Source organism: Pseudomonas sp. GM30, assembly GCF_000282275.2.
Taxonomy (GTDB): domain Bacteria; phylum Pseudomonadota; class Gammaproteobacteria; order Pseudomonadales; family Pseudomonadaceae; genus Aquipseudomonas.
In genome coordinates this window covers 93,773-118,201 of sequence record NZ_AKJP02000002.1, presented here as the reverse complement: position 1 = coordinate 118,201, position 24,429 = coordinate 93,773, and the positions used below count along the sequence as shown (strand labels likewise).

The 24,429-nt window shown below is 51.5% G+C and carries 24 protein-coding genes and 2 pseudogenes; 14 read left to right on the top strand and 12 right to left on the bottom strand.

Going from position 1 to position 24,429, the window contains the following annotated elements; genetic code table 11:
* Window positions 1-114: 114 nt before the first annotated feature.
* The 3 genes from PMI25_RS01790 to PMI25_RS01780 form a co-directional block, all read right to left on the bottom strand.
* Window positions 115-951 carry an HNH endonuclease gene (locus PMI25_RS01790; protein WP_007960953.1) on the bottom strand — a complete coding sequence of 279 codons (837 nt, stop codon included), beginning with the start codon at window positions 949-951 and terminating at the stop codon, window positions 115-117.
* Entirely contained in the window at window positions 948-2,456 is a 1,509-nt protein-coding gene (locus PMI25_RS01785) for an AAA family ATPase (RefSeq protein ID WP_007960954.1), read from the bottom strand. The genes PMI25_RS01790 and PMI25_RS01785 overlap by 4 nt, the downstream gene beginning before the upstream one ends.
* Window positions 2,457-2,651: 195 nt before the next feature.
* Entirely contained in the window at window positions 2,652-3,431 is a 780-nt protein-coding gene (locus PMI25_RS01780; RefSeq protein WP_007960955.1) for a hypothetical protein, read from the bottom strand.
* Between the two features lie 352 nt (window positions 3,432-3,783).
* Here PMI25_RS01780 and PMI25_RS01775 point away from each other — a divergent pair, with 352 nt between their 5' ends.
* The 4 genes from PMI25_RS01775 (at window position 3,784) to PMI25_RS01765 (ending at window position 9,095) form a co-directional block, all read left to right on the top strand.
* Window positions 3,784-4,584 (top strand): hypothetical protein, encoded by an 801-nt coding sequence (locus PMI25_RS01775; RefSeq protein ID WP_007960956.1) that lies wholly within the window; start codon window positions 3,784-3,786, stop codon window positions 4,582-4,584.
* A gap of 1 nt (window position 4,585) precedes the next feature.
* Window positions 4,586-7,051 (top strand): DEAD/DEAH box helicase, encoded by a 2,466-nt coding sequence (locus PMI25_RS01770; RefSeq protein WP_007960958.1) that lies wholly within the window; start codon window positions 4,586-4,588, stop codon window positions 7,049-7,051.
* Complete coding sequence (locus tag PMI25_RS29815; RefSeq protein ID WP_081755180.1) at window positions 7,048-7,467, top strand: LysR substrate-binding domain-containing protein; 420 nt, start codon at window positions 7,048-7,050, stop codon at window positions 7,465-7,467. Before PMI25_RS01770 ends, PMI25_RS29815 begins: the two co-directional genes overlap by 4 nt.
* A gap of 77 nt (window positions 7,468-7,544) precedes the next feature.
* Window positions 7,545-9,095 (top strand): TIGR04141 family sporadically distributed protein, encoded by a 1,551-nt coding sequence (locus PMI25_RS01765; RefSeq protein WP_007960960.1) that lies wholly within the window; start codon window positions 7,545-7,547, stop codon window positions 9,093-9,095.
* 104 nt (window positions 9,096-9,199) lie between these two features.
* Here PMI25_RS01765 and PMI25_RS01760 read toward each other — a convergent pair whose 3' ends face one another.
* Together PMI25_RS01760 and PMI25_RS01755 are read right to left on the bottom strand one after the other, a co-directional pair.
* On the bottom strand, window positions 9,200-9,520 hold the full coding sequence (locus tag PMI25_RS01760; protein WP_007960962.1) for a hypothetical protein: 321 nt from the start codon (window positions 9,518-9,520) through the stop codon (window positions 9,200-9,202).
* 81 nt (window positions 9,521-9,601) lie between these two features.
* Window positions 9,602-10,537 (bottom strand): nucleotide-binding protein, encoded by a 936-nt coding sequence (locus tag PMI25_RS01755; protein WP_238547061.1) that lies wholly within the window; start codon window positions 10,535-10,537, stop codon window positions 9,602-9,604.
* Here PMI25_RS01755 and PMI25_RS27870 point away from each other — a divergent pair.
* From PMI25_RS27870 to PMI25_RS01740, 3 genes and pseudogenes are all read left to right on the top strand, one after another.
* Window positions 10,521-10,790: pseudogene (locus PMI25_RS27870) on the top strand (SOS response-associated peptidase family protein); the annotation flags it as partial. The gene PMI25_RS01755 and the pseudogene PMI25_RS27870 overlap by 17 nt on opposite strands.
* Before the next feature lie 296 nt (window positions 10,791-11,086).
* A complete protein-coding gene (locus PMI25_RS01745) occupies window positions 11,087-11,386 on the top strand; it encodes a hypothetical protein (protein WP_007960969.1) in 300 nt (99 codons plus the stop codon).
* 166 nt (window positions 11,387-11,552) lie between these two features.
* The gene (locus PMI25_RS01740; RefSeq protein WP_007960970.1) at window positions 11,553-11,918 is read left to right on the top strand and encodes a histone-like nucleoid-structuring protein, MvaT/MvaU family; all 366 of its coding nucleotides are present in this window, start codon (window positions 11,553-11,555) and stop codon (window positions 11,916-11,918) included.
* A 419-nt stretch (window positions 11,919-12,337) separates the two neighbouring features.
* Here the strand turns inward: PMI25_RS01740 and PMI25_RS27865 are convergent.
* Window positions 12,338-12,478, bottom strand: a pseudogene (locus PMI25_RS27865) (transposase domain-containing protein); the annotation flags it as partial.
* 174 nt (window positions 12,479-12,652) lie between these two features.
* On the opposite strand from PMI25_RS27865, the gene PMI25_RS01735 reads away from it, so the two are divergent.
* Together PMI25_RS01735 and PMI25_RS01730 are read left to right on the top strand one after the other, a co-directional pair.
* On the top strand, window positions 12,653-13,471 hold the full coding sequence (locus tag PMI25_RS01735; protein ID WP_007960971.1) for an alpha/beta fold hydrolase: 819 nt from the start codon (window positions 12,653-12,655) through the stop codon (window positions 13,469-13,471).
* Window positions 13,461-14,630 (top strand): PAS domain-containing sensor histidine kinase, encoded by a 1,170-nt coding sequence (locus PMI25_RS01730; protein ID WP_007960972.1) that lies wholly within the window; start codon window positions 13,461-13,463, stop codon window positions 14,628-14,630. Before PMI25_RS01735 ends, PMI25_RS01730 begins: the two co-directional genes overlap by 11 nt.
* 419 nt (window positions 14,631-15,049) lie before the next feature.
* Here the strand turns inward: PMI25_RS01730 and PMI25_RS01725 are convergent, their stop codons facing one another.
* Window positions 15,050-15,409: a response regulator gene (locus PMI25_RS01725; RefSeq protein ID WP_045121948.1), complete on the bottom strand. Its 360-nt coding sequence runs from the start codon at window positions 15,407-15,409 to the stop codon at window positions 15,050-15,052.
* Between the two features lie 175 nt (window positions 15,410-15,584).
* Between PMI25_RS01725 and PMI25_RS01720 the strand changes: the two genes are divergently transcribed.
* Window positions 15,585-16,724, top strand: a complete 1,140-nt coding sequence (locus PMI25_RS01720) for a sensor histidine kinase (RefSeq protein WP_007960975.1) — start codon at window positions 15,585-15,587, stop codon at window positions 16,722-16,724.
* A gap of 129 nt (window positions 16,725-16,853) precedes the next feature.
* Here PMI25_RS01720 and PMI25_RS01715 read toward each other — a convergent pair whose 3' ends face one another.
* The 3 genes from PMI25_RS01715 to PMI25_RS27860 form a co-directional block, all read right to left on the bottom strand.
* Entirely contained in the window at window positions 16,854-17,216 is a 363-nt protein-coding gene (locus PMI25_RS01715) for a response regulator (protein WP_007960977.1), read from the bottom strand.
* Window positions 17,217-17,239: 23 nt separating this feature from the next.
* Window positions 17,240-18,682 (bottom strand): ATPase domain-containing protein, encoded by a 1,443-nt coding sequence (locus PMI25_RS01710; RefSeq protein ID WP_177325690.1) that lies wholly within the window; start codon window positions 18,680-18,682, stop codon window positions 17,240-17,242.
* A gap of 474 nt (window positions 18,683-19,156) precedes the next feature.
* Window positions 19,157-19,678 (bottom strand): hypothetical protein, encoded by a 522-nt coding sequence (locus PMI25_RS27860; protein WP_007960982.1) that lies wholly within the window; start codon window positions 19,676-19,678, stop codon window positions 19,157-19,159.
* Between the two features lie 224 nt (window positions 19,679-19,902).
* Between PMI25_RS27860 and PMI25_RS01705 the strand changes: the two genes are divergently transcribed.
* The 3 genes from PMI25_RS01705 (at window position 19,903) to cydB (ending at window position 22,821) form a co-directional block, all read left to right on the top strand.
* Window positions 19,903-20,160, top strand: a complete 258-nt coding sequence (locus PMI25_RS01705; RefSeq protein WP_007960987.1) for a hypothetical protein — start codon at window positions 19,903-19,905, stop codon at window positions 20,158-20,160.
* A gap of 246 nt (window positions 20,161-20,406) precedes the next feature.
* Window positions 20,407-21,783 (top strand): cytochrome ubiquinol oxidase subunit I, encoded by a 1,377-nt coding sequence (locus tag PMI25_RS01700; protein ID WP_007960989.1) that lies wholly within the window; start codon window positions 20,407-20,409, stop codon window positions 21,781-21,783.
* A 12-nt stretch (window positions 21,784-21,795) separates the two neighbouring features.
* The gene (gene cydB, locus PMI25_RS01695; protein ID WP_007960990.1) at window positions 21,796-22,821 is read left to right on the top strand and encodes a cytochrome d ubiquinol oxidase subunit II; all 1,026 of its coding nucleotides are present in this window, start codon (window positions 21,796-21,798) and stop codon (window positions 22,819-22,821) included.
* Between the two features lie 191 nt (window positions 22,822-23,012).
* On the opposite strand, the gene PMI25_RS27855 is transcribed toward cydB, so the two are convergent.
* Complete coding sequence (locus PMI25_RS27855) at window positions 23,013-23,342, bottom strand: hypothetical protein (protein WP_007960992.1); 330 nt, start codon at window positions 23,340-23,342, stop codon at window positions 23,013-23,015.
* A gap of 177 nt (window positions 23,343-23,519) precedes the next feature.
* On the opposite strand from PMI25_RS27855, the gene PMI25_RS27850 reads away from it, so the two are divergent.
* Entirely contained in the window at window positions 23,520-23,759 is a 240-nt protein-coding gene (locus PMI25_RS27850) for a hypothetical protein (protein WP_081755178.1), read from the top strand.
* 199 nt (window positions 23,760-23,958) lie between these two features.
* On the opposite strand, the gene PMI25_RS01685 is transcribed toward PMI25_RS27850, so the two are convergent.
* On the bottom strand, window positions 23,959-24,216 hold the full coding sequence (locus tag PMI25_RS01685) for a hypothetical protein (RefSeq protein WP_150113594.1): 258 nt from the start codon (window positions 24,214-24,216) through the stop codon (window positions 23,959-23,961).
* Between the last annotated feature and the right edge of the window lie 213 nt (window positions 24,217-24,429).

Below are 24,429 nucleotides of genomic sequence, written 5' to 3'. Positions count from 1 at the left end.
CTCCATTGCCTCTCCGATTACCGTTGCGGGCGATGCGCGGGGTAAGTTTGGCTATCATCTCAAAAGAGAGAGCTAGTGATCCTTCCCACGGAGTTCGATGCGAAAAGCTTTTCGTTAGACTAAAGCGAATCCGCCATCGCAAAACCAGTCACTCATCGCAAAGCTTTCATAGCTGACTGCGCGCCAACCGTTCAACTGAGAGGCAGCGGCACTTTCACCGCGAGCCAAGAGTTCCTCCCTAACAGCCTGCATGCCTTCGGTACGGTGGATATTAGTCAGCTGAAGACGAATGGACGAAAGTTCCTCCGCCGCCTCTGCTGAGTAGAGATCTCCAAGATTCAGCCCGTCGAAATGCAATTGAACACGGTTTGTGAGTTGAGCGGCCCAGTGAGCCGGAGCTTGGACTCGAAACTTCACAACCGCCGGCCCCCCCTCAACGACTACCCCATGTAGCCAACGGTCATCTTGAATACGGTCGAAGTATGGATGAAGAGCTGAGTCATCCGCACTTGCCGGAGCGCTTGCAAGCTTCGCTTTATTACAAGCTGAGCATGCGGGTACTAGGTTGACCGGAGTTACCGCTAGCACAGGGTAATGAGCCTTGGGGAGATGGTGATCCAAGGTGTCCACTTTTCGCTGGGTGCAAAGTAAGCATTTGGCAGACGAATTGAAAATCTCATCATAGGCTGCCCGGCCTGGGGCGGTTTTCCCCGTCATGCGCTGTGTGTATACCTTTTCAAGTTCTGCGGTGGTTACCCCACCGACATTTGCTACTCGTGGTACCTCATGCAGTCGATTGTCTCTTGCCTTATCGACGTAATCAGCTGACGCTACGCTTACATCATTCGTAATGGCGGTCAGTCGCGCTTTCAGTCCAGCATCCTTGACCCTGCTGATACAGGTTGTGTAAGTGTCACCGGCATCCAATGTTGGTGGGTCTATGGAATTCATTGCGAACCTTCCCGATTTACTAACAGCGCGCGGATCAAGGCTCTTGCTTCGCCACCAAGCTCGCCATCAAACTTGGCCAATGCTTGCTCTAGCGTATCGCTGCTCTGGACGGACTCTCGTAATAACCTGTGAAAGCCAGCATCGGTTACTTCAAGGCCAAAGATTTCACGGGTCAGGATTCCGACGTTCTCTCCGAATGTCTCGATTTCGGGTCGCTCGACGACAACGGAACGCCCGCTACGCCTGATCTTCCAGACACAGCTTTTCGGAACCTCCTGTACGACTACTGGTGAGTGGGTCGCAATGATCGCCACCCCATTACGGTTGACCAAGAGATCCGACAGCGATCTGACGAAGGCTGAAAGTAATGGGGGGTGAAGATGTGCTTCGGGCTCATCCAACAGGACAAGCGTCCGCTCTTCAACCGTCTCGACGAGCCGTGTGATGGTCAGCAGTACAATCTTGTGGCCAGAGCTCATTTTCCCAAAGAGCTTACGGGCAGCAAACCGGATCTCTTTCTCTGTCATCTCGGGATCTGCCAACGATGCGACATCATTGGCCTTGAATATTGGATCGGTCTCCAGCATTTCCAAAGCTCGGCGCCACCGCGACAGGCGGGCGCCTTGACTACATACCAGAACGCTTGCGCCGAATTCTTCGGAAAGTTTGTCTGGTGTCTTGGGCGGCAGTGGGTCGCCTTTTGTATTCTTGCCAGGTCGCTTCAAACCAACGTACGCACACGGCAAGCCATCCAGGCGGTCTTTTCGATTGGGGAGAGGTTCGAACGGATCAAAGGCGCTGAAGGTCACCGACACCAAGTTTGCAAACGAGGACATTTCGTCTGTTGTGCATTCAAAGGTGCCAAACTTGGATTCATCCGGTTCCTTCTCGATTATTGCTTTGGACATGTTGTTGAGCATGTGAGTCTTGCCAACCCCGTTACGCCCGATCAGCACGTGGATGTTGGACGGAGGCATTGAATTTGGTTTGACCTCAAAGGACAACACGGCTCGTTCTGCGACCTTCCTGCGAACCGGAGGCGGAGGAGTAGTGTAAACAAAGCGAAATTCGTTGAGCCTAGCCCCACCTGTCGCAAGGCGGCGAAACTGTCCCTCAACGGTCGACTTGGTGACAGACCTCAGTAAGGAAATGCCTGTGACTTTTTCATTCATGGCTCTCAGGCAGCGATCAGCATCGAGTGCAATATCCCCAAGGCCCTGAAGCACTCGATCACGAATGTCCGTACCGAGGTTGGTCAGGTTTTCGTAGTACTCGTCATCCTGTCCGACCGAGAAAAACTCATCTCCGATGTTTTCGAACTCTTCCTGTAATCCTGGGCGGCGCTGCTCCGGCTTCATGCCGAACTGACCAATTTTGACGTTTCCGATTCGATGACGAGTCCCGCTGTCGTCATATACGAAAACTACGTACTGAGTACTGTAGGTAAACCAGTCGTCCCAGTTATCTGTCCAGAGCAGTACCTCATTCTGGCCGGTTTTAGGCATGGACGAAGCACTCGCCACTACCTTGAAAATTTTGAGCAGGAGGGGTCTTCCCTGATGGTTTCAGAACCTAAGCACCAAGCCAGTCATGATTAAACGGGCCCACCTAGTTAGGCCTTCTTTACCTATGATGTCCCGAGTATCAACCGCCTCACGAGGCTTCGAGCTCCCCCTCAGCATCCCAATGATTTTCAGTCATCAGGACAGAGTGGCATCACTCCAGCGCTTATAGAGTTGAGCGGCATGATCTGGATTGTCGAGCTTTGGCTTTGCACTCAAGCCAAACGCCTTTTGAGCCAATACCTCCAGCCGTTCAGCTGTCTTGGGTAGCCATCCATCGCTGATCGCCCAAAGCTTGATGTTCTCAGCTGGCTCCCTGTGATTGTGAGCGCGCAAGATTCGGAAGATACGCTTGGCGTAATCCTCGTCGGCGGTGTGCATTGTGTTGTTGGCACGGTTAACGACAGTGGTCAGCGACTTCATCGCCTGCTCGACGACAGGGTCAGCAATCAGCTTGGGTGCAGCCTTAGCAGCCTTGCCTGGCTTCGTAGGCTGGCCCAGCACTTTCGGTGACCAGGTCTTCACCCAGCTTTCAATCGCATCCGGTGTCCATGGAACAGCGACCACCGCTGCCAGATTCTGTAGCGAATCGATTTTGTCCATCATGCTCTGACCGGCAAATGCCGCGATCAGTACTGATGGGGTGGATACCCACTTCAAAGTCCTCACGGTGTCGCAGCGCATCTGGGCGCCACAAGGCAGTTTCACAGGCTGCCCTTTCACCATCGCGTTGTGGATGGTCTCTCCCAGCGCCTGTCGCAGTGAGCCTGATGTGAGCGAGTCCTTGGTGGGGATCAGGAAAATAACGTCGGTAATGCCAGAAGCTTCACAAAGATCATTCGCAACTTGGATGCCCTTTGTCACGTGTGCAGGGCTTTGGTTTGTATCCGGCAGTAGTACCCGTTGTACGGCGGTCATGCAGTCGTCCTTGTAAAAACGATAACCATAGGCGAAAGCCATTGAAGCGACAGAGCTTGTGCCGCCTCGCTTAAGAGATCAAGGGGGGGCTTTAATAGGCTGTATGGATATACATGCAATCCGGGTTTTCTCAACATTTAAGCGAAAATTGACCACAGCCCGGTTTACCAACCCACCTAGATCGCGCTACTTTGCCAGCAAAGCTGGCACAGTGCTGCTATCGGTCGTCGTCAACAACGCTTGAGTTAAACGCACCGTTGCCCAGCTGGTGACTACCCTGATTCAAAGGGAATCGTTGTTTGTGCGTAGCCACTGCATGAAGACTCAGCGGTCTGGCTCTGTGGGAAGTGTTATGGATGGCATTAGCTTCAAGCAGGTAGACCAATACGCGCTATGTTGTGTCGAGAGTTTTTCTGATGAACTCAAACTTGCGCTAAGGGAAAACCTTACCCGGATCTGCCATGGTGCTGACCAGGCCAGCAAGGACAGGGCAATCTATAAATACCCTGCGACGATCAAGCACTTCTGGAGCGAGCGCTACTCGAAAAAGCCTTGGGAAACCCGGATTGGCATGCTAGGCGAGCTCCTTTCCCACGTCATCATTCTGAAACTGTTCCCCGATTTCGATGTGGTCTCGCCGTTTTTCAATATGGAAGAGAAGAGTATCCGGAAGGGGTTCGACCTTCTCCTGTACGAGACCTCAACCAACAACGTCTGGATCACCGAGGTCAAGTCGGGTGGTAAGGGGGCGGACAAGACCTCTTGCTCGGCTACCAGCGCGCTACTGCGCTTGGCACGGGATGACCTCAAGAAGCGCCTGGCAGAGCCTGAGCTCAACCACTGGCTCAATGCGATCAACGCTGCAAAAAATGCCATCCATAACAAAGCCAATTATCGAGACTCGGTCATTGAGATTTTGGAGTTGGAAGGGGATTTAGCGGTAGGAAACGGCGCAACAGCGTCGGACAACAATGTGTTCCTGGTCTCTGCTCTGTTCAGCGATGTCGCTCAGGCGATCGCAGAGAATACCGTGTCCAAATTCACCAACAAGCTTGTGGCCGATGGGGTGTTCAAGACGGTGTGGGTGCTGTCCCTTCACAAGGGCACCATGGAAAAATTGGAGGAGTTCTTGAGGTTGGAGGCGGAGCAGTAGCATGGAAGAGCTGACCATCAGAAAGCTAGGCAACACCAAGTTCAAGGGGCTGTATTTCCAGCTTCTTAAAGGGCAAGGACTGGGCAACACCGAGTCCGTGAAGCTGCTGGCTATCGCAGTACTCCTTTTGAACCACAAAACCCCTGAAATTCGCCGCCTTGGCTACCGTATCATCCTGTTCTACGGCAACGCTTCTGGTCAGTACCAAGCGCTGTACGATGTTGCGCTTAATAGCGGTCTGCACCCTGTTTCTGCTGTGATCAGCAGCTACTTCAACGAAGAAGACCACCGTAGTGAATCATTCATTCGAAACATCGTCGGCAGCTACGTTGATACGTTCCGCGATCGAGGCATTGTTCTGACGGAACAGCAGGATGCCTTGCGCACGTTCATTCAGTCTGAGTACCGTAAGTCCTCGGTGGTTGTTGCCCCAACTAGCTACGGTAAATCCGAACTTATCATCCAATCGGTAAGGGAAAATCCGCAGCAGCGTGTGCTGATTCTGGTACCGTCGAAGGCATTGCTGGCCCAGACCAAAAAACGTCTGATTTACGCAGATATTGATGGTTTGGGTAAAGTGGTGACACACCCTGAGATGTTCTCAGTCGAGCGGAACAACAGGGCGTTCGTGCTGACCCAGGAGCGGCTCAACCGGCTCTTGAACGAGAATGCTGGGCTGAGCTTCGACATGGTTTTTGTCGACGAAGCCCACAACCTCCTGCAGAGCGATCGCAGAAACGAATTGCTTGCCGCGATGCTGTGCATCCTTGGCGCACGTAACGCTGAGACGTCGTTCAAGTTCTTGACCCCCTTCCTGTGTGACGAACTCAACGTGCGAGTGCGTTTCCTCGACATGATCCCGAGCGGGTTCAAGATTGACGAATACATCAAGTCTGAGCGTTTCTACATCAGAGATTTCCGAACGGGGAAGGGCGAAACGAAGCTCAAGCTGTATGACCACTTCTTGAATGACTCGATAGAATTCGACAGGAAATATGCCAATTGCTTCGAACTCATCAAGGGTGAGGCACTTTCCAAGAACATCGTCTATGGAAATAAGAAGAAGGGCATCGAGTCATTTGCTGTAGAGCTGGCAGCAGTGCTTCCGGCGGTGAATTGCCCATTGATCCAGACCGCATGCGATGAGCTGGAGGATCTCTTTGACCGGCGCTACAAACTGATCGGTTGCTTGCGCAAAGGGGTCATGTACCACCATGGATCAATCCCCGATACCATTCGCCTGTATCTGGAAAACCTCTTCAGCAGTTCTAAGAAAATGCGATTTCTGGTCTGCAACTCTACCCTGCTCGAAGGCGTGAATCTGCCCATTGAAAGGCTTTTCGTATATGACTTTACGAAGGGAAAAAGCTACCTCACTTCTTCCCAGTTCAAGAACCTCGTAGGGCGAGTGAACCGCTTTAGTGAAGTCTTTGCCCCTGGTGCCGCAGCCGCGCTCAAGAAGCTGGAGTCCAGCATCTACCTGCTCGGGGTGGATAGCTACACCAGCAAGCGGGCGGACTTGGAGAACTTCTACAGGAAGGCCGTGAACGTCTCGCAGGTCGACAAGGACACCGTCAGCAATGTGCTGCTGGAGGCGACCAAGATCGTAGAAGGGAAGATAACGGATCGATATGACGATGCGGTCGAGCGATTGGAGAACCTTCAGCCTGGACTGGTTCGAGATCGCGAGTGCAAGTATGTGACCACGGAGGTAGGCAAGCTTCTCATCGCGAATAGCGTCAGCGAAATTGATGTGTTTGAGCAAGAGAAAGCCATCGCCAGCATGATCAGTCGCAGCATTGAGGCGAATGGTGTCATCAACACCGTCGACAGGCTGATGGTTGCGATCTGGAAATCATTTGTTGAGTTTTTCGATGCAAGCCGGGAATACAGCGACCTGCTGCGCCTCAAGCAGGAGCCGGCGCGGAAATTCTACGCCATGATCCTTGATTGGAAATTGAAGAAGTACAGTGTGAAGCAGACCATTCGGCTCACTCTCGCTTATTGGCAGAAGTTGGTCGAGGACAAACGCAGTGATCACGTGTTCGTTGGTAAGTGGGGAGACACGACTTACGGTGAGAGCAAGTTCGAAAACTGGGTGAGGATTTCGAAGAAGGATCTCGCTGAGCGGATCAACCTGGCGATCGTCCGGCTCAAGGACGAGGACGATTTCTTCGACAACAAAATCTTTAAGTTCGTCGAGGTGCTGAATGGGGTAGGTGCCCTAGATCCTGGTTTTTACAAGCTCATCAAATACGGCACTGCTGACGATACCAAGATCAAGCTCATTCGCGACGGGTACAGCCATGGCCTGGCGGATCTGATGCTTGAGCGGTACCCGGAAACCGTACGTGCGACGCTTGGTGGGGAGATCGAGGTGAGCCCCCGCCTCATCAATATGATGATCAAAAACGATGAAAGTGATTTGTTGATTTTTGAAGCGAAGATGAATCTCAAGCCTGCTTGATTCAGTTTGATAGCAGCGCCTGGAGACTGATAGGGATAACCTGCCTTGAGCAACAAGCATTTATCCAAACCCCTCCAAGCTCCAGGTCGTCCAGGAATGCCAGTAACCCGACGAGTGCGTATGCACTGACCCGTGTCGCTGTTTCGGGCCCACTGCGAAGTAATAATGTCCAAATGCTGAGGCAAGCTGCTCGTGGCAGCGCGGGAATAGCTCTCTTACCAGAGTGGTTGATTGAGGGGGATGTCTTGAACGGGCAGCTCGTGCGCTTGTTTCCCCATGCTCTCGCCAATCTCAACAACTCTGGTAATTCCATAAATTTGATTTACTTACCTAGTCAGCGTCATTCAACTCTTCAGAGGAAGCGTAGTTTAGGGACGCAGTGTAGGCATTGTTCGAAGAATACGGCTATACCTTAACAGCCTATTACAAAACTGCCTGCTTTAAAGCAGTGGGAATGCAAATTGACTTTGAGGCCATAGGTCAAGGAGGGCGTATGAAGCTTACCATCAATGTGTTTCTGCTCAAATCAGGTCGAAGCATTCATGATGCGCTCTCAAATGAGGTCAGACTTGACCCCATTGTATTCTCACTACCCGAGGCGGAATGCCTTTTCTATCACCAGACAAATGCGTCCCATCCTAAATGGACGCAGCTCTTCAACAATGTTGATGAAGTTGTACAGCTAAACCTGCACGGCAGATCACTGAAGGCTTTGATGGTGATGGCAGTACGAGATCGCGTTTTCTGCTTCACTTTCGGGCATGCACGACACCTCCTCGACAGCGCTGGAATTGAGCGCTATTTCGGTTTACGAACCGCGCTCAGTCTGACAGACCCGCTGCTTATAAAGTCAGTAGAGAAGTCCAACATTGATCGAACCCCGCTGCGTTCGAAGACTCAGTCTTCAAAGCACCTGACCATATCCGAGTTCGATTTCAAGTTTGATTCGGAAATACTCAAGTCGCTCACTGGTATCGTAGAGGGCGAAAATGATGAAAGCGAGTATGTGAGCGGTTCGGACTCATTAGCTTTGCATTCAGATGTCAGGCTGGAGCAGTTTCCTGATATTGCATCTCGGCTACTGGTCGCTTATGAAGATGAACGCTGCAAGGAAAAATACCCTTGGATGGATTACATCGTTCCGGTACGCGACGCTGCGCTGATGTCTGAGCTTGATCAGCTGCTGGTCGAGGCCATTAATGCGGAGAACTTTGATCAAATCCGTGCGGCTGCACCAATGCTTTTGACTGATGATATCAGTGGTTTTGGCTACGTTCGACATGGAGCGCGTTCTAGAAATGGCCCGGCGATCAGCTTCGACCTGGATCTTCGGCAAGCATTGGTTGCCAAGCACATCCTGAGCGCCGTTACGCTCCCATCACTGCATTCTGAACGTATCTATCTATACGATGAGGACGAGCAGCGACGCGGCTGTTGGTCTTTATACAGTTGCATAGAAGGAGAAATCGGATTCGAGGATAAGGTGTACCTGTTAAGCGAAGGGGATTGGTATCAAATTGATCGTGAATACACCGATCAAGTGAATCGGTACTTCGCAGCAGCTACCCCCTCTGAACTGCAGTTCCCTCCTTATGGCACAGACCATGAAGGCCCCTACCTGAGACGCATAGCAGACAACATCCATTTTCATTTACTTGATCAGAAACTGGTGCGTCTGAACGGTGCCTCAAGCCCCTTTGAGTTCTGCGACCTTGTTACGCCGGATCACCAAATCATTCATGTGAAGAAGTACTCATCTTCCAGTGTGCTCAGCCATCTTTTTTCCCAGGCTTACGTGTCCGCCGAGGCGTTGATCAACTCTCCCGACGTTACGACTCAAGTCAATGCGCATCTTGCGCAGGACAGCGAATATCGTTTTGTCTTTGATCCTGCTACCCAGCCACGCAACCGAATCGTTTTCGCCATCATGCAACCCAATGATGTGTTGCACATGCCATTTTTCTCGAAGGTCAACTTCCGCCAGTTTTCACAGAGACTGACTGCCATGGGCTACCAGGTACAGGTATGTCGAATAGGGAGCTGATCGGCTTGGCCCCACCACTTCGGGCTTGGACAACCTCAGCCGTTGTGTGCGGAGCTCTTACAGACGTTAAAGCGACAACTCATTGAAGAGCTGTCGTGAGCAGCTTAGCCACCAACCCCAGCAAGCAGCCTGTGTTTCGCGTATTCAACACCGCCGGCTTTTTGCATTTCCTTCCAGCTTTCAAAACTGGTTTCCTGGCGCACAAACTCGTCCCAAGGCTCGTCTGGAATAGCCTTGAAGTCATCAACGGTCAAGACTGTATAACCGGCACCTTTGACGAAGCTGTCAAAGCTATCGAAGCGACTAACGGATGAAATGAATTCGGGGCTCATGATTTCAAGAAAAGGGACTTCGGTCGTGCCGCTCAGTGCTTGTGCATTTTCAGTCAGGCGCTTGAGCCCAGAGAAATCCATTTTGATCGGCATACAAAACTCCTTGCGATTGGTGGGATGATATACGAGCAAGCGTAGGTGGAGCGCAGGATCTCGTTGAATTTTGTCAAACGACTATTGCAATAAAATGTGTCGAGCGTTCGCGTGGTGCGCACGACGGCTGTCGGCCAAGTCGAGTAGCTCGACCAGCGTCATTTGCTCAATTTCCCTGGTTACCTGATAGGTCTCAGAAATCTCACCGCCGAGCATCTCGACGATGTGTTCGAACAGTCTGTAGTGGTGGTGCTCCTGATCTTTGTTTTGCCATTCGCTGAGGACATCACGCGGGATCGCCGGTGGCGTGGTGGCAGACTGTGGGATGAAGGAGGGGTAAAACAGTGGGCTGTTTACATCCAAACCTTCCTGCTGGGCTGTCATAGCGAAATCCATGCTCATCTGCGAGGGGCGATGCAGTAGTTGGATAGGGGCTTGAAGGAGGGAGCTATCGAGCAAATGTTTGACTGACCAGATATCGAGTGCACTGCCAAAGTCTGCCGGAACCAGATATAGATCAGGGCGAAATTGCGACAGAAAGCCTTTGGGGTTGGGTTTTGGACAGTCGCTCGCAGTCTTTGAGGGGGCGAAGGAGTCACGGGCAATACTGTTCGCCACATCAACCAGGACAACCTCTCCTGCGCCAGGTGTGTAGTTGATGATTTCTTCAGGTGAGAGATCGGGACACTCGATTCTCAAGCCTTCAAGGCTGTGAAGAATGTGACGGGCACTGCCTTTGCTCTGAGAGTATTCGGCAAACAGAAACGTACTTTTCAAACCAAGCGACTTCGCGATTGCTGCGAGGTTGATTGCAACAGTTGTTTTCCCGACCCCACCCTTGGTGTTGGTAACAGCAATGACTACACCCGCTTTGGGCAATCGAGCTTCGATCTCGCCTGAGAATGCATTTGCGCGACCATTTGCAATTGCACGTGATGAAGATCGGTTTTGCCTCTGATGAGATGAAAGCTGATCAGCTTGATCGAGATCTGGGGCTGTAGGAGAGGCTTTCGTCATCATCACCGCAGCGAGTGATCAAGGCATGGTCGATATCCATGACCGCAAACCGCTGGTTCTGGCACCTGAGCACGCTCGCGAATGGATTGATCCTGAAACTTCAGTTGAATGAGCGAAGGAAATCGCGATGGAGCACTGCCGACCAGTCACCGACTTTCATTGGTACAAGGTTCGCAAGGATGTAGGTAACGTCCGTAATCAAGGCCCGCATTTGACTCAGCCCCTCTCCCTGGTCGAAGACGTCGATGACTGATTTCAGCCGCAGTCTGAGAGACGGCGTATCGAAAGCTGCATGCCAGCGGACGGGAAGTATGGGGATGAGGAGGGGAGTAAGATTTTTCCATGCGCGGCCATCTGAATGTAAAGCAGCCGGATTAGTCATGGAATTCCCCGTCGTCTATTCGTACTTGCCGGCTTCAATCGTTGATTGTCCGACCTCAATCCAGGAGGTGTTTCACCCTCATCTAGCCGGGTCACCTGCCGGCAATTGGAACGACCCCCTGTGCCCGGAAGTCTACCTGTTACTGCTTATGGGTAAGGTACACAGCAATGGATAAGACAATCACCGTCGATCAACTGGCTACCACCGACCTAAGATCAATCAATGAGATTTGGCTCGGCGAAACTCATACCCAGCTATGCCTTTGGCGTGGCAAACAAGTCTTCACCCACGAGATGATGAGCGAGGGCACCCACGATCAGAATGTCCAACGCTTGTGCTTGCAATTGGTCAACCCTGAAGATCGAGCCGCAGTTGCCAGCGTTGAGTTGATCGTGCGCGAACAGCTAGAAAGGATGGAGAAGGAGGGGGAGTTTTATCCGGCTGAGGAGGCGGATACTCATCTATAAGAAAAGAGTCTCGGCCATACACAAGGAACCAATCCAAGACCTACTGCCGCTTGCAAACAGATATTAATATCAGTCGGCCATGTATAAGGCCTCAGGAGCCACTCCTTACATGTGCGCCCGTGATTTATGGTGTAACCTCAAGGTATTACTCACATCGAGAATTTCTATGTCAAAACTTGCCGAATTCCGCCAGCTTGAAAAACACCTCGCCGAACAGCTCCAGGCTCTCGAAGCCCTCAAGGGCGATGCTGGCCTCAAGAAAGAAATTGAGTTCGAAACGAAGCTGCGCGATTTGCTCGCAAAATACAGCTATAGCCTTAAGGATGTGATCAACCTGCTAGATCCACAAGCTGGCCGTCGCGCTCCAGCTGTCGAGTCCAGAGCAGGCAGCCGCAAGCCCCGTCAGTTGAAGGTGTATAAAAATCCTCATACCGGCGAGGTCGTAGAAACCAAGGGTGGTAACCACAAGACGTTGAAAGATTGGAAAGCTGAACACGGCTCCGCGACCGTTGAGTCTTGGCTGACCAAGTGATTTGGTTCGAGTACAAAAAAGGGCTGTGATTAGACTGTGTGAAAACACACTGATAGGTCTTAGACCAAACGCCCCGGCTTGTTCGGGGCGTTTGTTTTTGTGCTGAAAAAGGCTCTTCAGCCCAGCTATTGGCGCTAATTGCTGAAGCGAGGACTGAACTTTCAATCTAAAAAGTAGTGCTGAAGCATGCTGGGAGGCAATTGCCACACGATGCCGGGACGAAGAAATTGCAGATATCAGAGAGCGCATAAAGGCGCTAAAACTAGAGTTGGCGCCCGTCGAAGAGTGGGATGGCGACGCTCAGGATGAGATCAATGTAGCAATCTCTAAATCCTCGTACCTACTGAAGCTTGCCTCGGCCAATGCCTGAAGAGAATCGCTTTGATGGAGCAAGCGTTCGACGAACAGATCTTGCCCGGTTAAATGGGCGCCCATCTGGGCGGCAACAGCTTGGTAATTTCACTCGTCCGTTGGGTCGGCAGGCGTGTAAGAACATCCTTCAACTGAGCATACGGATCATGCCCGTTGAGCCGCGCGGATTGGATCAAACTCTTGATCGCCACTTTTTGCACTCTGGGCCGAGGAGTCACCAGCAGTATATGCTCCTGAAAAAGCCATACCACCCGATCTGAATTTTCGTAACTACCGCATCATACCGGTGACGCGTGGGACGCCACTCTCTACACTGCGTGCTGCGCCTGAATTCTTCGTTTGGGTCATCGGGAGCGTCCAGTATGTCTGTTCGAAGCCGCAACAATGTAAGCGTAGTGGGTGACGGCATTACCACGCTGATTTTCTCCCACGGCTTTGGCTGTGATCAAACCATGTGGTCGTACCTTGTTGACCACTTCACGAGCCGATTCAAGGTGGTTCTTTATGACCTGGTAGGGGCCGGACAATCTGACCTGAGCGAGTATGATGCCAAGAAGTACAACTCACTGGATGGCTACGCCCAGGATCTAGTCGAAATCATCGATGAATTTTCTACAGGCCCGGTCATTCTGGTTGGTCACTCAGTCAGCGCGATGATTGGTGCGTTGGCCGATCGTAGCCAACACGATCGTATTGTTGCTCATGTGATGATTGGCCCTTCGCCCTGCTATGTTGATTCAGGCGAGTATGTTGGGGGATTCAAGCTCGATGACATCAAATCACTCTTGCACACTCTGGACAGCAACTACCTCGGCTGGTCTAGCACTATGGCTCCGGTCATCATGGGCGCGCCTGGCCAACCTGCGTTGAGCGAGTCGCTAACCAACAGCTTCTGCCGTACTGATCCGGAAATCGCAAAGCAGTTTGCCCGGGTGACTTTCATGTCTGACAACCGCGCGGATGTAACTGGTTTGACGACGCCGATACTCATTCTGCAATCCACAGACGACATTATTGCTCCCATTGCTGTCGGTGAATACCTGCACCAAGTGCTTCCTAATAGCACACTGTGTCTGGTTGCGAATGTTGGTCACTGTCCTCACATGAGTGCGCCGAGCGCTTGTTCCGAAGCGATGGACAGCTTTCTGTTACCTTGGACGGAAGGCGGCAATGACAGTTGATAGACCTGTTTTACCCGAATTCCAGTCGCTTTTTGACGGCGCTCCCTGCGGATTGATCATCACCCAAGAAGATGGCTCCATCCTGCGTGCGAATCACATCTTCAGCGCTTGGGTCGGCCGTGAATCAAACGAATTGGAAGGTTTGCGTTTTCAAGATTTGTTGACGATGGGTGGACGCATCTTTCATCAAACTCACTGGTCGCCGTTGATGCGCATGCAGGGTTCAGTGGCTGAGGTAAAACTCGACCTGATCCATCGCGACAAAACCATTGTTTCAATGCTGCTCAATGGCGTGCGTCGAGAGCATGAGTCGGGCGTTTTCTATGAGTTGGCATTGTTCTGTACCGCAGATAGGGACAAATACGAACGCGAGCTGCTGAAAGCTCGACAACTGGCGGAAGGACTCTTGGCAGAGAAGTTGGCCGCTGACGTAGCCTTGTCGGTAGCGCAGGCAAAGCTGAATGACGCTTATGAAAAATCACATCGTCGGGCTCTATTCGCAGAGCAAATGGTCGCAATCGTCAGTCACGACCTTAAAAACCCGCTAACGGCAATCAAAATGGCGGCAGAAATTCTCACTCGCAGACTGCCCACCGGTAAAGATGCGATGATGCTTAGCCATATAAGTAGTTCTGCGGATAGAGCGCATCGGATGATTGCGGATTTGTTGGACTTTGCACTGGCAAGAGTGGGGCGTGGGATATCAATTTCCGCCTCGACAATCGACATGCACTCCGTAACGGCTCAAAGCATTGCTGAGCTACGGGTAACCTTTCCCGATGCAACGCTCATCCATCAAGCATCCGAAAACGGAAGCTTCAAGCTTGACGCCGATCGTCTACAACAGATCATTGGTAATCTGGTCGCCAACAGTGTGGCTTACGGCGATCTGCAACGACCGATAACAGTGGTATCTCGCGTCGACAGCGATCAAGCGAGCCTATCGGTTCATAACTTCGGCGCGGCAATTTCTGCGTCAGCCCTCGATGGCCTTTTTGAGCCAATGACACGTGGAACAGAAAAAAATAGCGACTTACGTAGCGTGGGGCTCGGCCTGTTCATCGTTCGAGAAATCGTCACGGCACATGGAGGTGATGTTTCAGTGCATTCTTCCCTAGAGCATGGTACGACTTTCACTGCGACATTTCGGTTGAGTTAACCCTGGATTGAACATCCGCTTTTGGCAAAATAGGGCGGTAGAATCTCCACCAAATCGCAACGAGGCGATCCTAACCTTTACCCAGACATGCCAAGGCAATGTCCTTTTGCTCTGACCGAGCAAAAAGTGGGCGCCACGATGGGAGGCCAGGTCGTCGAGTATTTCAGGTTCACCATGCTCGTGCAGTTCCTCCGGCACTGCCCACATCACCATTATTACCATGCAATGGGGCGAGCGATTAAGTCGAATCCGGTAGATTGCAGATACGCAGCGCACAGTCGATGCCTTCTGCTAATCACGCCAATTCGCGCTTTTAGTCGAGTCACTAAATTAGCATTCAACTTGAGCATCCTTTTTTGCGAGGATTGCAAGAAACTAGGAGAGCCGGTCAGTCGAGCGCTGTATAAGGGGAGTGAGATTTACATTGGCACATATTTTCTAACCGCGTCATGTAAGGCGTCCAGTGACCACGGTTTACGAATGAACATTGCGTTGGAGGGTAACGTCTTCTCATCAACGGCTTTATTGCCAGAGGTGAGGATAACCGGCAAATACGGCCAACGTTTCCAAATGATCCTCGCAAGCTCAAGTCCATCCATACTCCCCGGCATGCAAATGTCAGTGATCACAAGACTCAACGAGCACTCGCCTTCTAGCACCGACAGCGCATCGTCTGCCGTGGGGCACGCCACAATTTCCAGGTCGAGTAACGAGATTGCCTCCTCGGTCAAAGGGCGCAATAGCTCGTCATCCTCTACAATCAAAACACTGCACGTCATGATCAATGAACTCAGTCATTTTTTTCTTAGTACGGTCATAATCTCAAACGTTTCTTCAGCCAGACCAGCGGCTTCTAACTGCATCGAAAGCAGCGCTTTTTTGTGTCCGTCTACCTTTTTCAATTAAATTCGACTGCTTGACACTCTCATGTACCCTTGAAAACAAAGGATCGTTATGCGTCTTTCAGATTTCATCCTCGACAACCGCGAGCCTATTCTGCAGGCATGGGAGAACTTCGCCCGGACGGTTGAAACTCCTAATCCCACCATGGACGCCAGAGGACTGAGAAACCATGCCGAGTACATTCTGAGAGCTGTGGCACTTGACTTGCGTACCTCACAGAGCGAGCAGCAGCAGATTGAAAAATCACATGGGTTAGGGCCGAAAATCAAGGAGGAAACCGCTGCGCAAAGGCATGCTTTCACGCGACTGTTAGCCGGCTTTTCGATGGATCAATTAGTCTCGGAATATAGAGCCCTTCGTTCAAGTGTGCTCAGACTCTGGTTGGCTGAGGGCGCCGACAAAAGCGACGAGCAACTCACGGACATGATTCGCTTTAACGAAGCCATTGATCAAGCAATGGTAGAGTCGATCGCGACCTATGGTAAAGCGGTGGAAGCTACACGTCGGACGGTTTTGGGTGTGCTCGGACACGACCTACGCACGCCATTGGGAGCGGTGACGTTAGGCATGGGGCTGCTGAGCCAGAATCAAGGACTCGGCGACCGTGGAAAGAGGATTATTTCGCAGATATCAAAAAGCGTTCAAAGCGCTAACCAGATGGTGAACGACCTTCTTGATCTTGCGCGCTGCAACTTGGGCACAGGCATACCTGTGCAGCCAGTGACAACCGATTTAACTGCCGTATGCCAAGCGGTAGTAGACGAAGTATCTCTTGTTCACCCGAATGCGCGGATCGCATTTTTTGATACGAGTGCCATAACTGGCAAGTTCGACCCTTCCCGAATTGCACAGGTATTTTCGAACCTAATCGGAAACGCAGCTTGGCATGGCAATATCCAGCATCCGATCAACGTGACGCTGAATAGCGATGGCCACACTGCCTGCTTCTGTGTGCAAAATCATGGAGCGCCCATTCCCCGAGGCGAGCTGCCGTCCCTATTCAATCCAGAAGCTCGCTATTCGAAAGCACCTGGTACAAAGTCGGGGGCTTACTCCGGGTTAGGGCTGGGATTATTCATCGCGTCTCAAATTGTGGAAAGGCATGCAGGCACGATAGAGGTGGAATCAACAGTCGAGCATGGCACGCTGTTCCGCGTTCGTCTCCCCATTCATCAACAGGAGACTTCATGAGCCACATCCGAAGCCGATTTATATCACTACATGCAGCTACCATGCATAGTCTGACTGGCAGGGCGTTCGCTAGCGAACGCGTTCGACTGAAGCAGTCGCACCTGCTGACGCGCTTATAAGCACTGTTGCTTAATCAGGAGGTAATAGCTTTTTAACTTCGGCAATGATTACGTCGATTTTGAATGGTTTCGGCAATACTGTATTAAACAAATCAGATCTCTGCATACCGATGTGCGCCTGAGCGCCGCTCATCAGGATGATGGGCAATTGACTAAAGGAAGGGAGAGCCCGAACAGCTGTGGCGAACTCTAGCCCATTCATGACCGGCATCATAAAGTCGGTAATGATCAGGGCAGGCCGTTCTCTCTCTAGAACCTCAAGTCCTTTACGCCCATTGCTGGCAGTAACCACCATGAAACCCTCATCCTCCAGCGCGAGGCCGAGAACGTCAGCGATCAAATACTCGTCGTCGACGACCAAGATGGTAGTCATGTCAATTCAACCCACACGAAGGCTTAAGATGTTGAACCAGGCAATGACTCAGCGAGGACTGATGGTTCATTTCTTGAAACCTTTCTCAGGAAAACTTCTTGATCACGTATGACGATCTCAAATCGCGAAGGGTCGTAAGAGCTATCTCGTACCTTGAGAATAGAAAGCGTCCTGCTAAGTTCAGAGTGATTCTCAAAGAGCCGCATCAGCATTAGGTTGTCTACGATGCTAGACAGGTCAGAGGTCGGAGCGCTGAGCTCAGAGCCAAACAAATCGCGCATTTCCCAAGAGGCGAAGACGGTAACCCCCCTAGATCTCAACTCGTTCATCAGAGCACTGAAGAAGTCAGTGATTCGCGCAGGGTTCGTCGAAACTCGCGTCATCCCGCTCAGGCTATCGATGAACAGCCGCTTGATACCCTTTTCCTCAACGAGACTGAGCAGTCGCGCGCCCAATCCATCCAGCAGTCCTTCCGTCGTGGGTTGCCAGGCAATAGTCAGGGCACCACTGTCCTCCATACCCTTGATATCAATACCCAATGATTGGCCTTTGAGTCTCAATCGTTGCGGACTTTCATAAAAACCAAAATGTAGTCCCGGAGCTTCCACGGTAGACTCAGCCAGAAATTTCAAGCCAAGGGTTGTTTTACCTGTACCCGAGGGGCCGATTACCAAGGAAACACTCGAACTGTGCAGACCGCCACCTAGTATGTCGTCCAATGACTTAATGCCACTGGCTATGCGCGTCATGTCCGCACTGTCGGGGGAGGACGGGTGGCTATAAAGACTTTCGAGTCGAGGGTAAACCACAAAACCATTTTCGGTAATTTCACATTCGTGAAGCCCAGTCATTGCTGCGCTGCCACGAGTTTTTCGGAGCTGAATTCGCCGCACTGAGCGAGTACCGTATAGCTCCTCGCCCATCTCAATCACACCATCGACCATGGTATGCTCAGGACTGCCATCGTCGAGACGAGAGCTGGTAAGAAAGAGCACCGTGCAGCCAGCGAAAGCGGCATGTCCTTGCAGCTCTGAAATGAATTTCTTGGTATCTATGTGCGAGTCAGCTTTTGAGCGGGCATTGAGCAGACCGTCCACCACCATAACGGTGGCTTTTTGGCGACTTATTTCTCGCCGAAGCAATTTCACTACCTCGCCTAGCCCTTCGTTTTCCAGAGTATCGAATGCGCTGACAAATTGTATTTCAGCCCCGACTTTTGAAGAGTCGAAAAAGCTTAACGTCGAGAGGTACTGAAAAAGGCGATCATGGGATTCAGCCAACAGTGTGGCGACCAGAACCCGTCCGCCATTCTTTGCATGATGAAACCCGAGCTGGTTGGCGAGGATCGTTTTTCCAGACCCCGGGCGTCCTTGGATTATGTATGAAGCTCCCTCGACTAGGCCGCCCTTGAGCAGAGCATCGAGCCCTTCTATTCCACTTTGAAGGCGTTTTAGCTGTTCCACAATGCGACCCTGATCCAAAAAAACTATCTATTTATAGGATGCTACCGCCAATTTCGCTTGGGAGCTATTCAGACCGTCTCGAAAGCGTGAGCTACCTATCCCTTTGATCCCGTGAAATGGGCACGTGAACACTACTTTCGGTCGGTTAGCGACGGTTATGCTTCAATCGTCGCTTTGCCAGCGTTGGATATCTATCCACAAGGGAGGTGTTGGGAAGGGCAACCTGAGGCAAAAAAGTGTCCAGAAGCCAGCCAAAAGAGCCAATGCTCTCAACGTCGAAATGTTTGCACACGCCTAAGGTTGTGTTTGGCCGTGTTGGGGAAATGACCGAAAACATGTGGAAGTGACGTATTAACCGTGCAGTCTGAAAAATGGTTAGCCGCAGAAGAGATGAGCGTTGAAAATTACAAGGTATCCGTATAAATACACATAATATGTGACCTTGATGTAATTGGGTTTGAAAATCAAAAAAGTCATTCAAGTCCAGTATCGGAGCACCGCACCTTCGAAGCCTTGAACGGGATCTCGTTTGGGGTAGGGTAATTTTGCAATGTTCGCCAATTGATCTGATGTCGGCGCTTCTCGGCAAATATCCGCGCTCTGCCCCGGAGGATATGCCCCGACTACCAGAAAATCATCACTCGATCCTATATTGCAGTGGCCTGTGCCCGCAGGGAGCAATAGGACATCGCCAACGGTGACCTCCAATACCTGGCCTCCAGGGCCACCTAGCATCAAACGTGCATTGCCCTTTGCGACACCCAAAACCTCATGTCCCTTTGTGTGGTAATGGTGGTAATCGTAGATGCCATATCGCCACTGTGGAGGCCATCCATTTGACTCAAAGATTTCCTCGAAAAAACCTGCTGGATCGACTTTGTCATAGCGCACGGCTTGGAAATAAATGAGTACCGGAAGCTTTGGGTTATTAGGCACCCAGTCGTTACGCTCCAATAATAGTGCCTGCACATGCGAATTTATGGATTGCGCTCTAGCCATGAAGTTTCTCCGATGGGTTTCGATAGTCTTTATTTGGCAGAACCTGGGAGGAACGTCATGAAGGCCATCCGAATTTTTATTGATATATCCATGAGAGCGAGCATTTGAAATGAAAATTCAAATGAGTTGATACCAGCCGATGGATGACACCTTTGGTCAGGCGGCTTGAACGCCTATCGCTGCCGTCCCATCCAAACAGAAACACTTCCGGAATGCATTCAGTCATGAACGCTTACAACACCCTGACACGAGAGCAGGAAAAAAAACTGAATGCCTTGGAATCATGGCATCGGGCGTTGGAAAATAGCGTTCTGCGAATGAACTGCCCGGATGCCTATCACGAAGAATTGCTACGCCAGGCCGATGAGATGGATCGACAACATCTCGTCAGTTGGGAGGAGCACAGAGATCTGCGAAAAGAGGCAGATCAGGCGTATCTCCAAGCCGTCGCGGGCTGCGATTCTTTTGCCAAGCGGGAGTGAAAAGGAGGGGGCTTGAATCGTTCTACGATTTCAGGAAGGAGCGTAGGGCATGAGCATGTGACCTCCGTGGGCACGCACCGGCTACGGCATGACTGCGGATATACCTTTGTTGGAAGCTTATCCCCCTTCAGGCCGCAGTCGCCCCCTTCGAGCTTGAGCGGAGACGTCTCGCTCGTAGACAGTGGACGTCGTTTTCCCACCTTTGATCGTAAGGAAAGCTTTCGATGAGCCCACGTGAGCGTAAATATGAATTCGATTGATTCGGCGTTGGTTGCTGCACGGGCGCAATTCGCGATAACTATCAGTTTTCATATCGTGCTCGCTGCCCTAACGATCGGGCTGGCGAATTTTTTGATGGTGCTCGAAGCACTTTGGCTTTGGCGCGGGCGGAAGATCTATCTGGACGTCTACCTTTACTGGCTGAAAGTGTTCGCCCTCAACGTCGCAGTTGGTACTGCATCCGGCCTGATTCTGGAGTATCAGTTTGGTTTGAATTGGTCACGGCTTTCGACCCAAGCTGGCGATATTTTAGGGCCGTTGATGTTTTACGAGGTACTAGCTGCTTTTTTTCTGGAGGCAGGCTTCCTCGGCATTATGCTGTTCGGCCTGAAGAAGGTTGGCCCCCGCCTGCATTTTTTTTCCACCTGCGCTGTTGCCGTCGGGTCGCTGATCAGCGCTTTTTGGATACTTGCGGCGAATTCCTGGATGCAAACGCCTGCCGGCTACACCATCGGTGCAGACGGACGGTTCATTGCAGATGATTGGTGGGCAATCATCTTCAATCCTTCATTTCCTTATCGATTAGTTCATATGACGCTGGCTGCGTTTCTGGGTACTGCCACCTTGGTGGCCGGTATAAGCGCTTGGCAACTATTAGGCCAATCTCAGAACTCCCGAACGCGGCTGCAGTTTTCAATGGCTCTTTGGATGGTCGTTGCATTTTCCCCGTTGCAGATGATTGTGGGTGACCTTCACGGGCAGCACAGCCTCAAGGTGCAGCCGCAGAAAGTCGCAGCAATAGAGGGCTCCTGGACGCGCCCAGCAGAGGGTGAGGGCGAACCTCTACGGGTGTTCGCCATCCCAGACATGGTTGAGCAACGCAATTTTTGGGAATTGGCAATTCCACGCATTGGTTCTCTCTACCTCCACCACGATCTGACTAGCACCATTGCTGCACTGGATGAATTCCCGATTGACGAGATTCCTCCAGTGCCGGTGGTGTTTTTTGCCTTTCGCGTTATGGTCGGTTTTGGTCTGCTGATGACCGGTATGGGCTTAGTCAGCCTGGTGTTACGGTGGCGGCGGCGATTGTATTCGGCGCGCTGGATGTTTAAAGGATGTGTGCTGATGGCTCCCGCCGGGTTTCTTGCAATGCTCAGTGGCTGGGTAGTGACTGAAGTAGGACGTCAGCCATTCACCATTTTCGCTTTGCTGCGCACATCGGATAGTTTGTCCTCAGTTTCACGTCACCAAGTCATCCATTCAACCTGGATCATTCTGGTTTTTTACCTACTTATTTTCGGCATTGGTTTTTGGGTATTGATAAGAACACTGCGAGAGCCACCGGGCGAAGACGAAGTAGGGCCGCAACCGTCCCTCGCAGACGAGACTGATCGCTCATGAGGAGCCAATCCCATGTTGGATAACGACTGGGTAATCTTGCTCTCTGCCGGAGCCCTAGTGTTTTCGGTGCTCAACTATGTGCTGCTCGATGGCACCGATCTTGGTGTTGGGGTGTTGATGGGGCTCACATCGAGGCCTGAGGAAAGGCGAGCGATGGCTGTTACGATCTTGCCTATATGGGATGCAAATGAAACGTGGCTCGTATTGGGAGGAGGCGGCTTGCTTGCGCTTTTTCCGATGGCCTACGCTATCTTGCTACCCGCCCTCTATATCCCCTTTATCGTGATGTTTTTGGCTTTGATATTGCGCGCGATGGCACTGGAGTATCGTGATCACGCACCCAATGAGCGTATCAAACGTATGGTCGGCTGCTTTCAGATGTGCGGCTGTCTCTTCGCTGGCGGGGCGCAGGGCATTGTGCTAGGTACGCTTGTACAGGGTGTACCCGATGACGCTGGCCAATACGCGGGAAGTGGCGATGAATGGCTTAATCCCTTTCCACTCTACTGCGGGGTGGTGTTGGTAGTCGGCTACACATGGTTGGGGGCCTGCTGGCTTTATTGGCGCACGTTCGGGGAACTGCAGCGCCGATCCCGGCGTCATGCTGAGGCTTTGACTGTTCTCGCGCTCATTTTATTAATGGTCTTGGTCGGGTGGACTACGACACTGGACAGTCGATACGCGCAACGCCTTACAGCTCCTAGTGTGTGGATACCCGCAACTGCAGCAGTCATGTCTTTATTGATTTGTTTTTTGACGGGACTGAGAAGTCGTTTTGATTTTCTTCCACTGGTTGCTGCATTGGGCGTTTTCACATTGGCTTTTGCTTTGATGATCGTGACTCTCTACCCACTCATTGTTCCACCACGCCTAACGTTGCATGCTGCTGCATCGAGTCCCAATAGCCAAGTTTTCATGCTTATAGGTTTTGCTGTGCTGATTCCTATAACTCTTCTTTACAACACCTTCGGTTTCAGCATTTTTAGCGGCAAGGTTCGGGTGGGTGTAAAGAGACGGGAAAGCCAAGAACGCCGGTGAGGCAGCCGAGGATTAACTTGGCCTTTAGCTCACGGATCTGAGCAAGCCCTGTGCTATATCAAGCTGTTGCCTGAAATCGAAAGCAAAATCGCGTACTGGAGGCGGGATTACGGCGTTGAACACGGCAAGACGTTCCGGTGAAGTATTCCCATGTTGTGGTCAGCAACCTGCACGGAACGTTTATAGGACACTCAGTCTTTATTCGCGCGTTCAGGCACCGTGCTGAACCACGCGGCATAAGGGGATTTACTAACCCGATGCCTGTTGAGATCGGGACTGCCATCTATCCACCATACAGGGCCTCGTTCACCGAGCGCCACCTTGGCTTTTTGTACTCTTTCCCGAGCGTGTTTCATTCGCGATGTATCCTGCGAAGCCTTAGCTTCTTTTACCTCACGCCGTGCGGCCATAAGCTCGCTTACGAGTTTCTGCCGAAGTTCTTCTGTCAGCGAAGGATTGCTGCAACGCCACAGCTGGCCCTTGACAACGAAATAACGACCGTCTGGTGTAACTATTTTCATCCATCACCTCCTACCTACGTAAGAGGTAGAGAAAAGGCTAGATGTTACGTTCCAGCGAGATGACCAAAAGGCAGGTGCATGCTTGTCGACAATCGGTACGCCAATAAATCGAACGCCCCTATCCGTAAGCTTCTCCAACCTACATGCCCCCAACATTGGGGGTACTGAGAGGTGTGTATGAGCAATGATCCGAGACTACAAGGCGGTAAGCAAGAGGATGATCCGGTACCAACATCGCCCGATCCATTGAGTCCAGGCCGTACAGAGGTCGACCCAAGCAAAGAAGGCGGGATAGACGAACTTCCCGATAATGAAGGTGAACGCCCGCTTGATGACGACGACGTCGGACTCGATCCTGATCGAATCAAGGAAGAAACTGACAATGCTGTAATGGATCAACAGCAGGATCCTCGCTGAAGGCGAACCTAGCTTATGGCAAAACCTCTTCTTGAGAAAAGGCGCACGGTGTACGACCAGCACAGGGTGAAACCCGCGAGAGGTGAGGAAGGGCTTATAGCGATTGGACGATGTTCAGCTAAAAAAAGGCCCGCAAGGGGGTGCGGGCCGACGATCAACCAGAAGGAGCTTTCGCCACGGTACACCAGGAAATGTGAAATTATTGTGATGAGCGAATCAAGGCTTTTTCTATACGAAAATCCACCATTGCTGGTGAAGCAGTGCTCTGAAAAGATTGCGTCAGCTGATCTTCTAGGGATGGAAGAGGTTTGACAGTGGGCAAAAAATCGGTAGCGAAATCAAAATTCTGTGCGGGTGGAGCAAGCTTTTCATACAGGTACTCAATCTGCTCTCCTACGAAACGAGCAGAAATAGCCGCAGCTGAGATTGTCACCGCAAGCGTGAGAATGGCAGTCATCCGGATGCCTGGCATGTCACTTCCTTATGGTTAGTTCCCTTTCATCATAGCGTACGCTTGGAAAGCGTGTCGGGTGTGCTGGCAACTTTCAAACAGGTTCACCCAACGAAAGCAAAAACAGTCTGCAAGTAAAGTGGCTCGCTGATCAGTGCAAGCGTTCTGCGCTTAGGTGCAAATGGACTGCTGAATGCCTCAGGAACCCCAAATCTGACG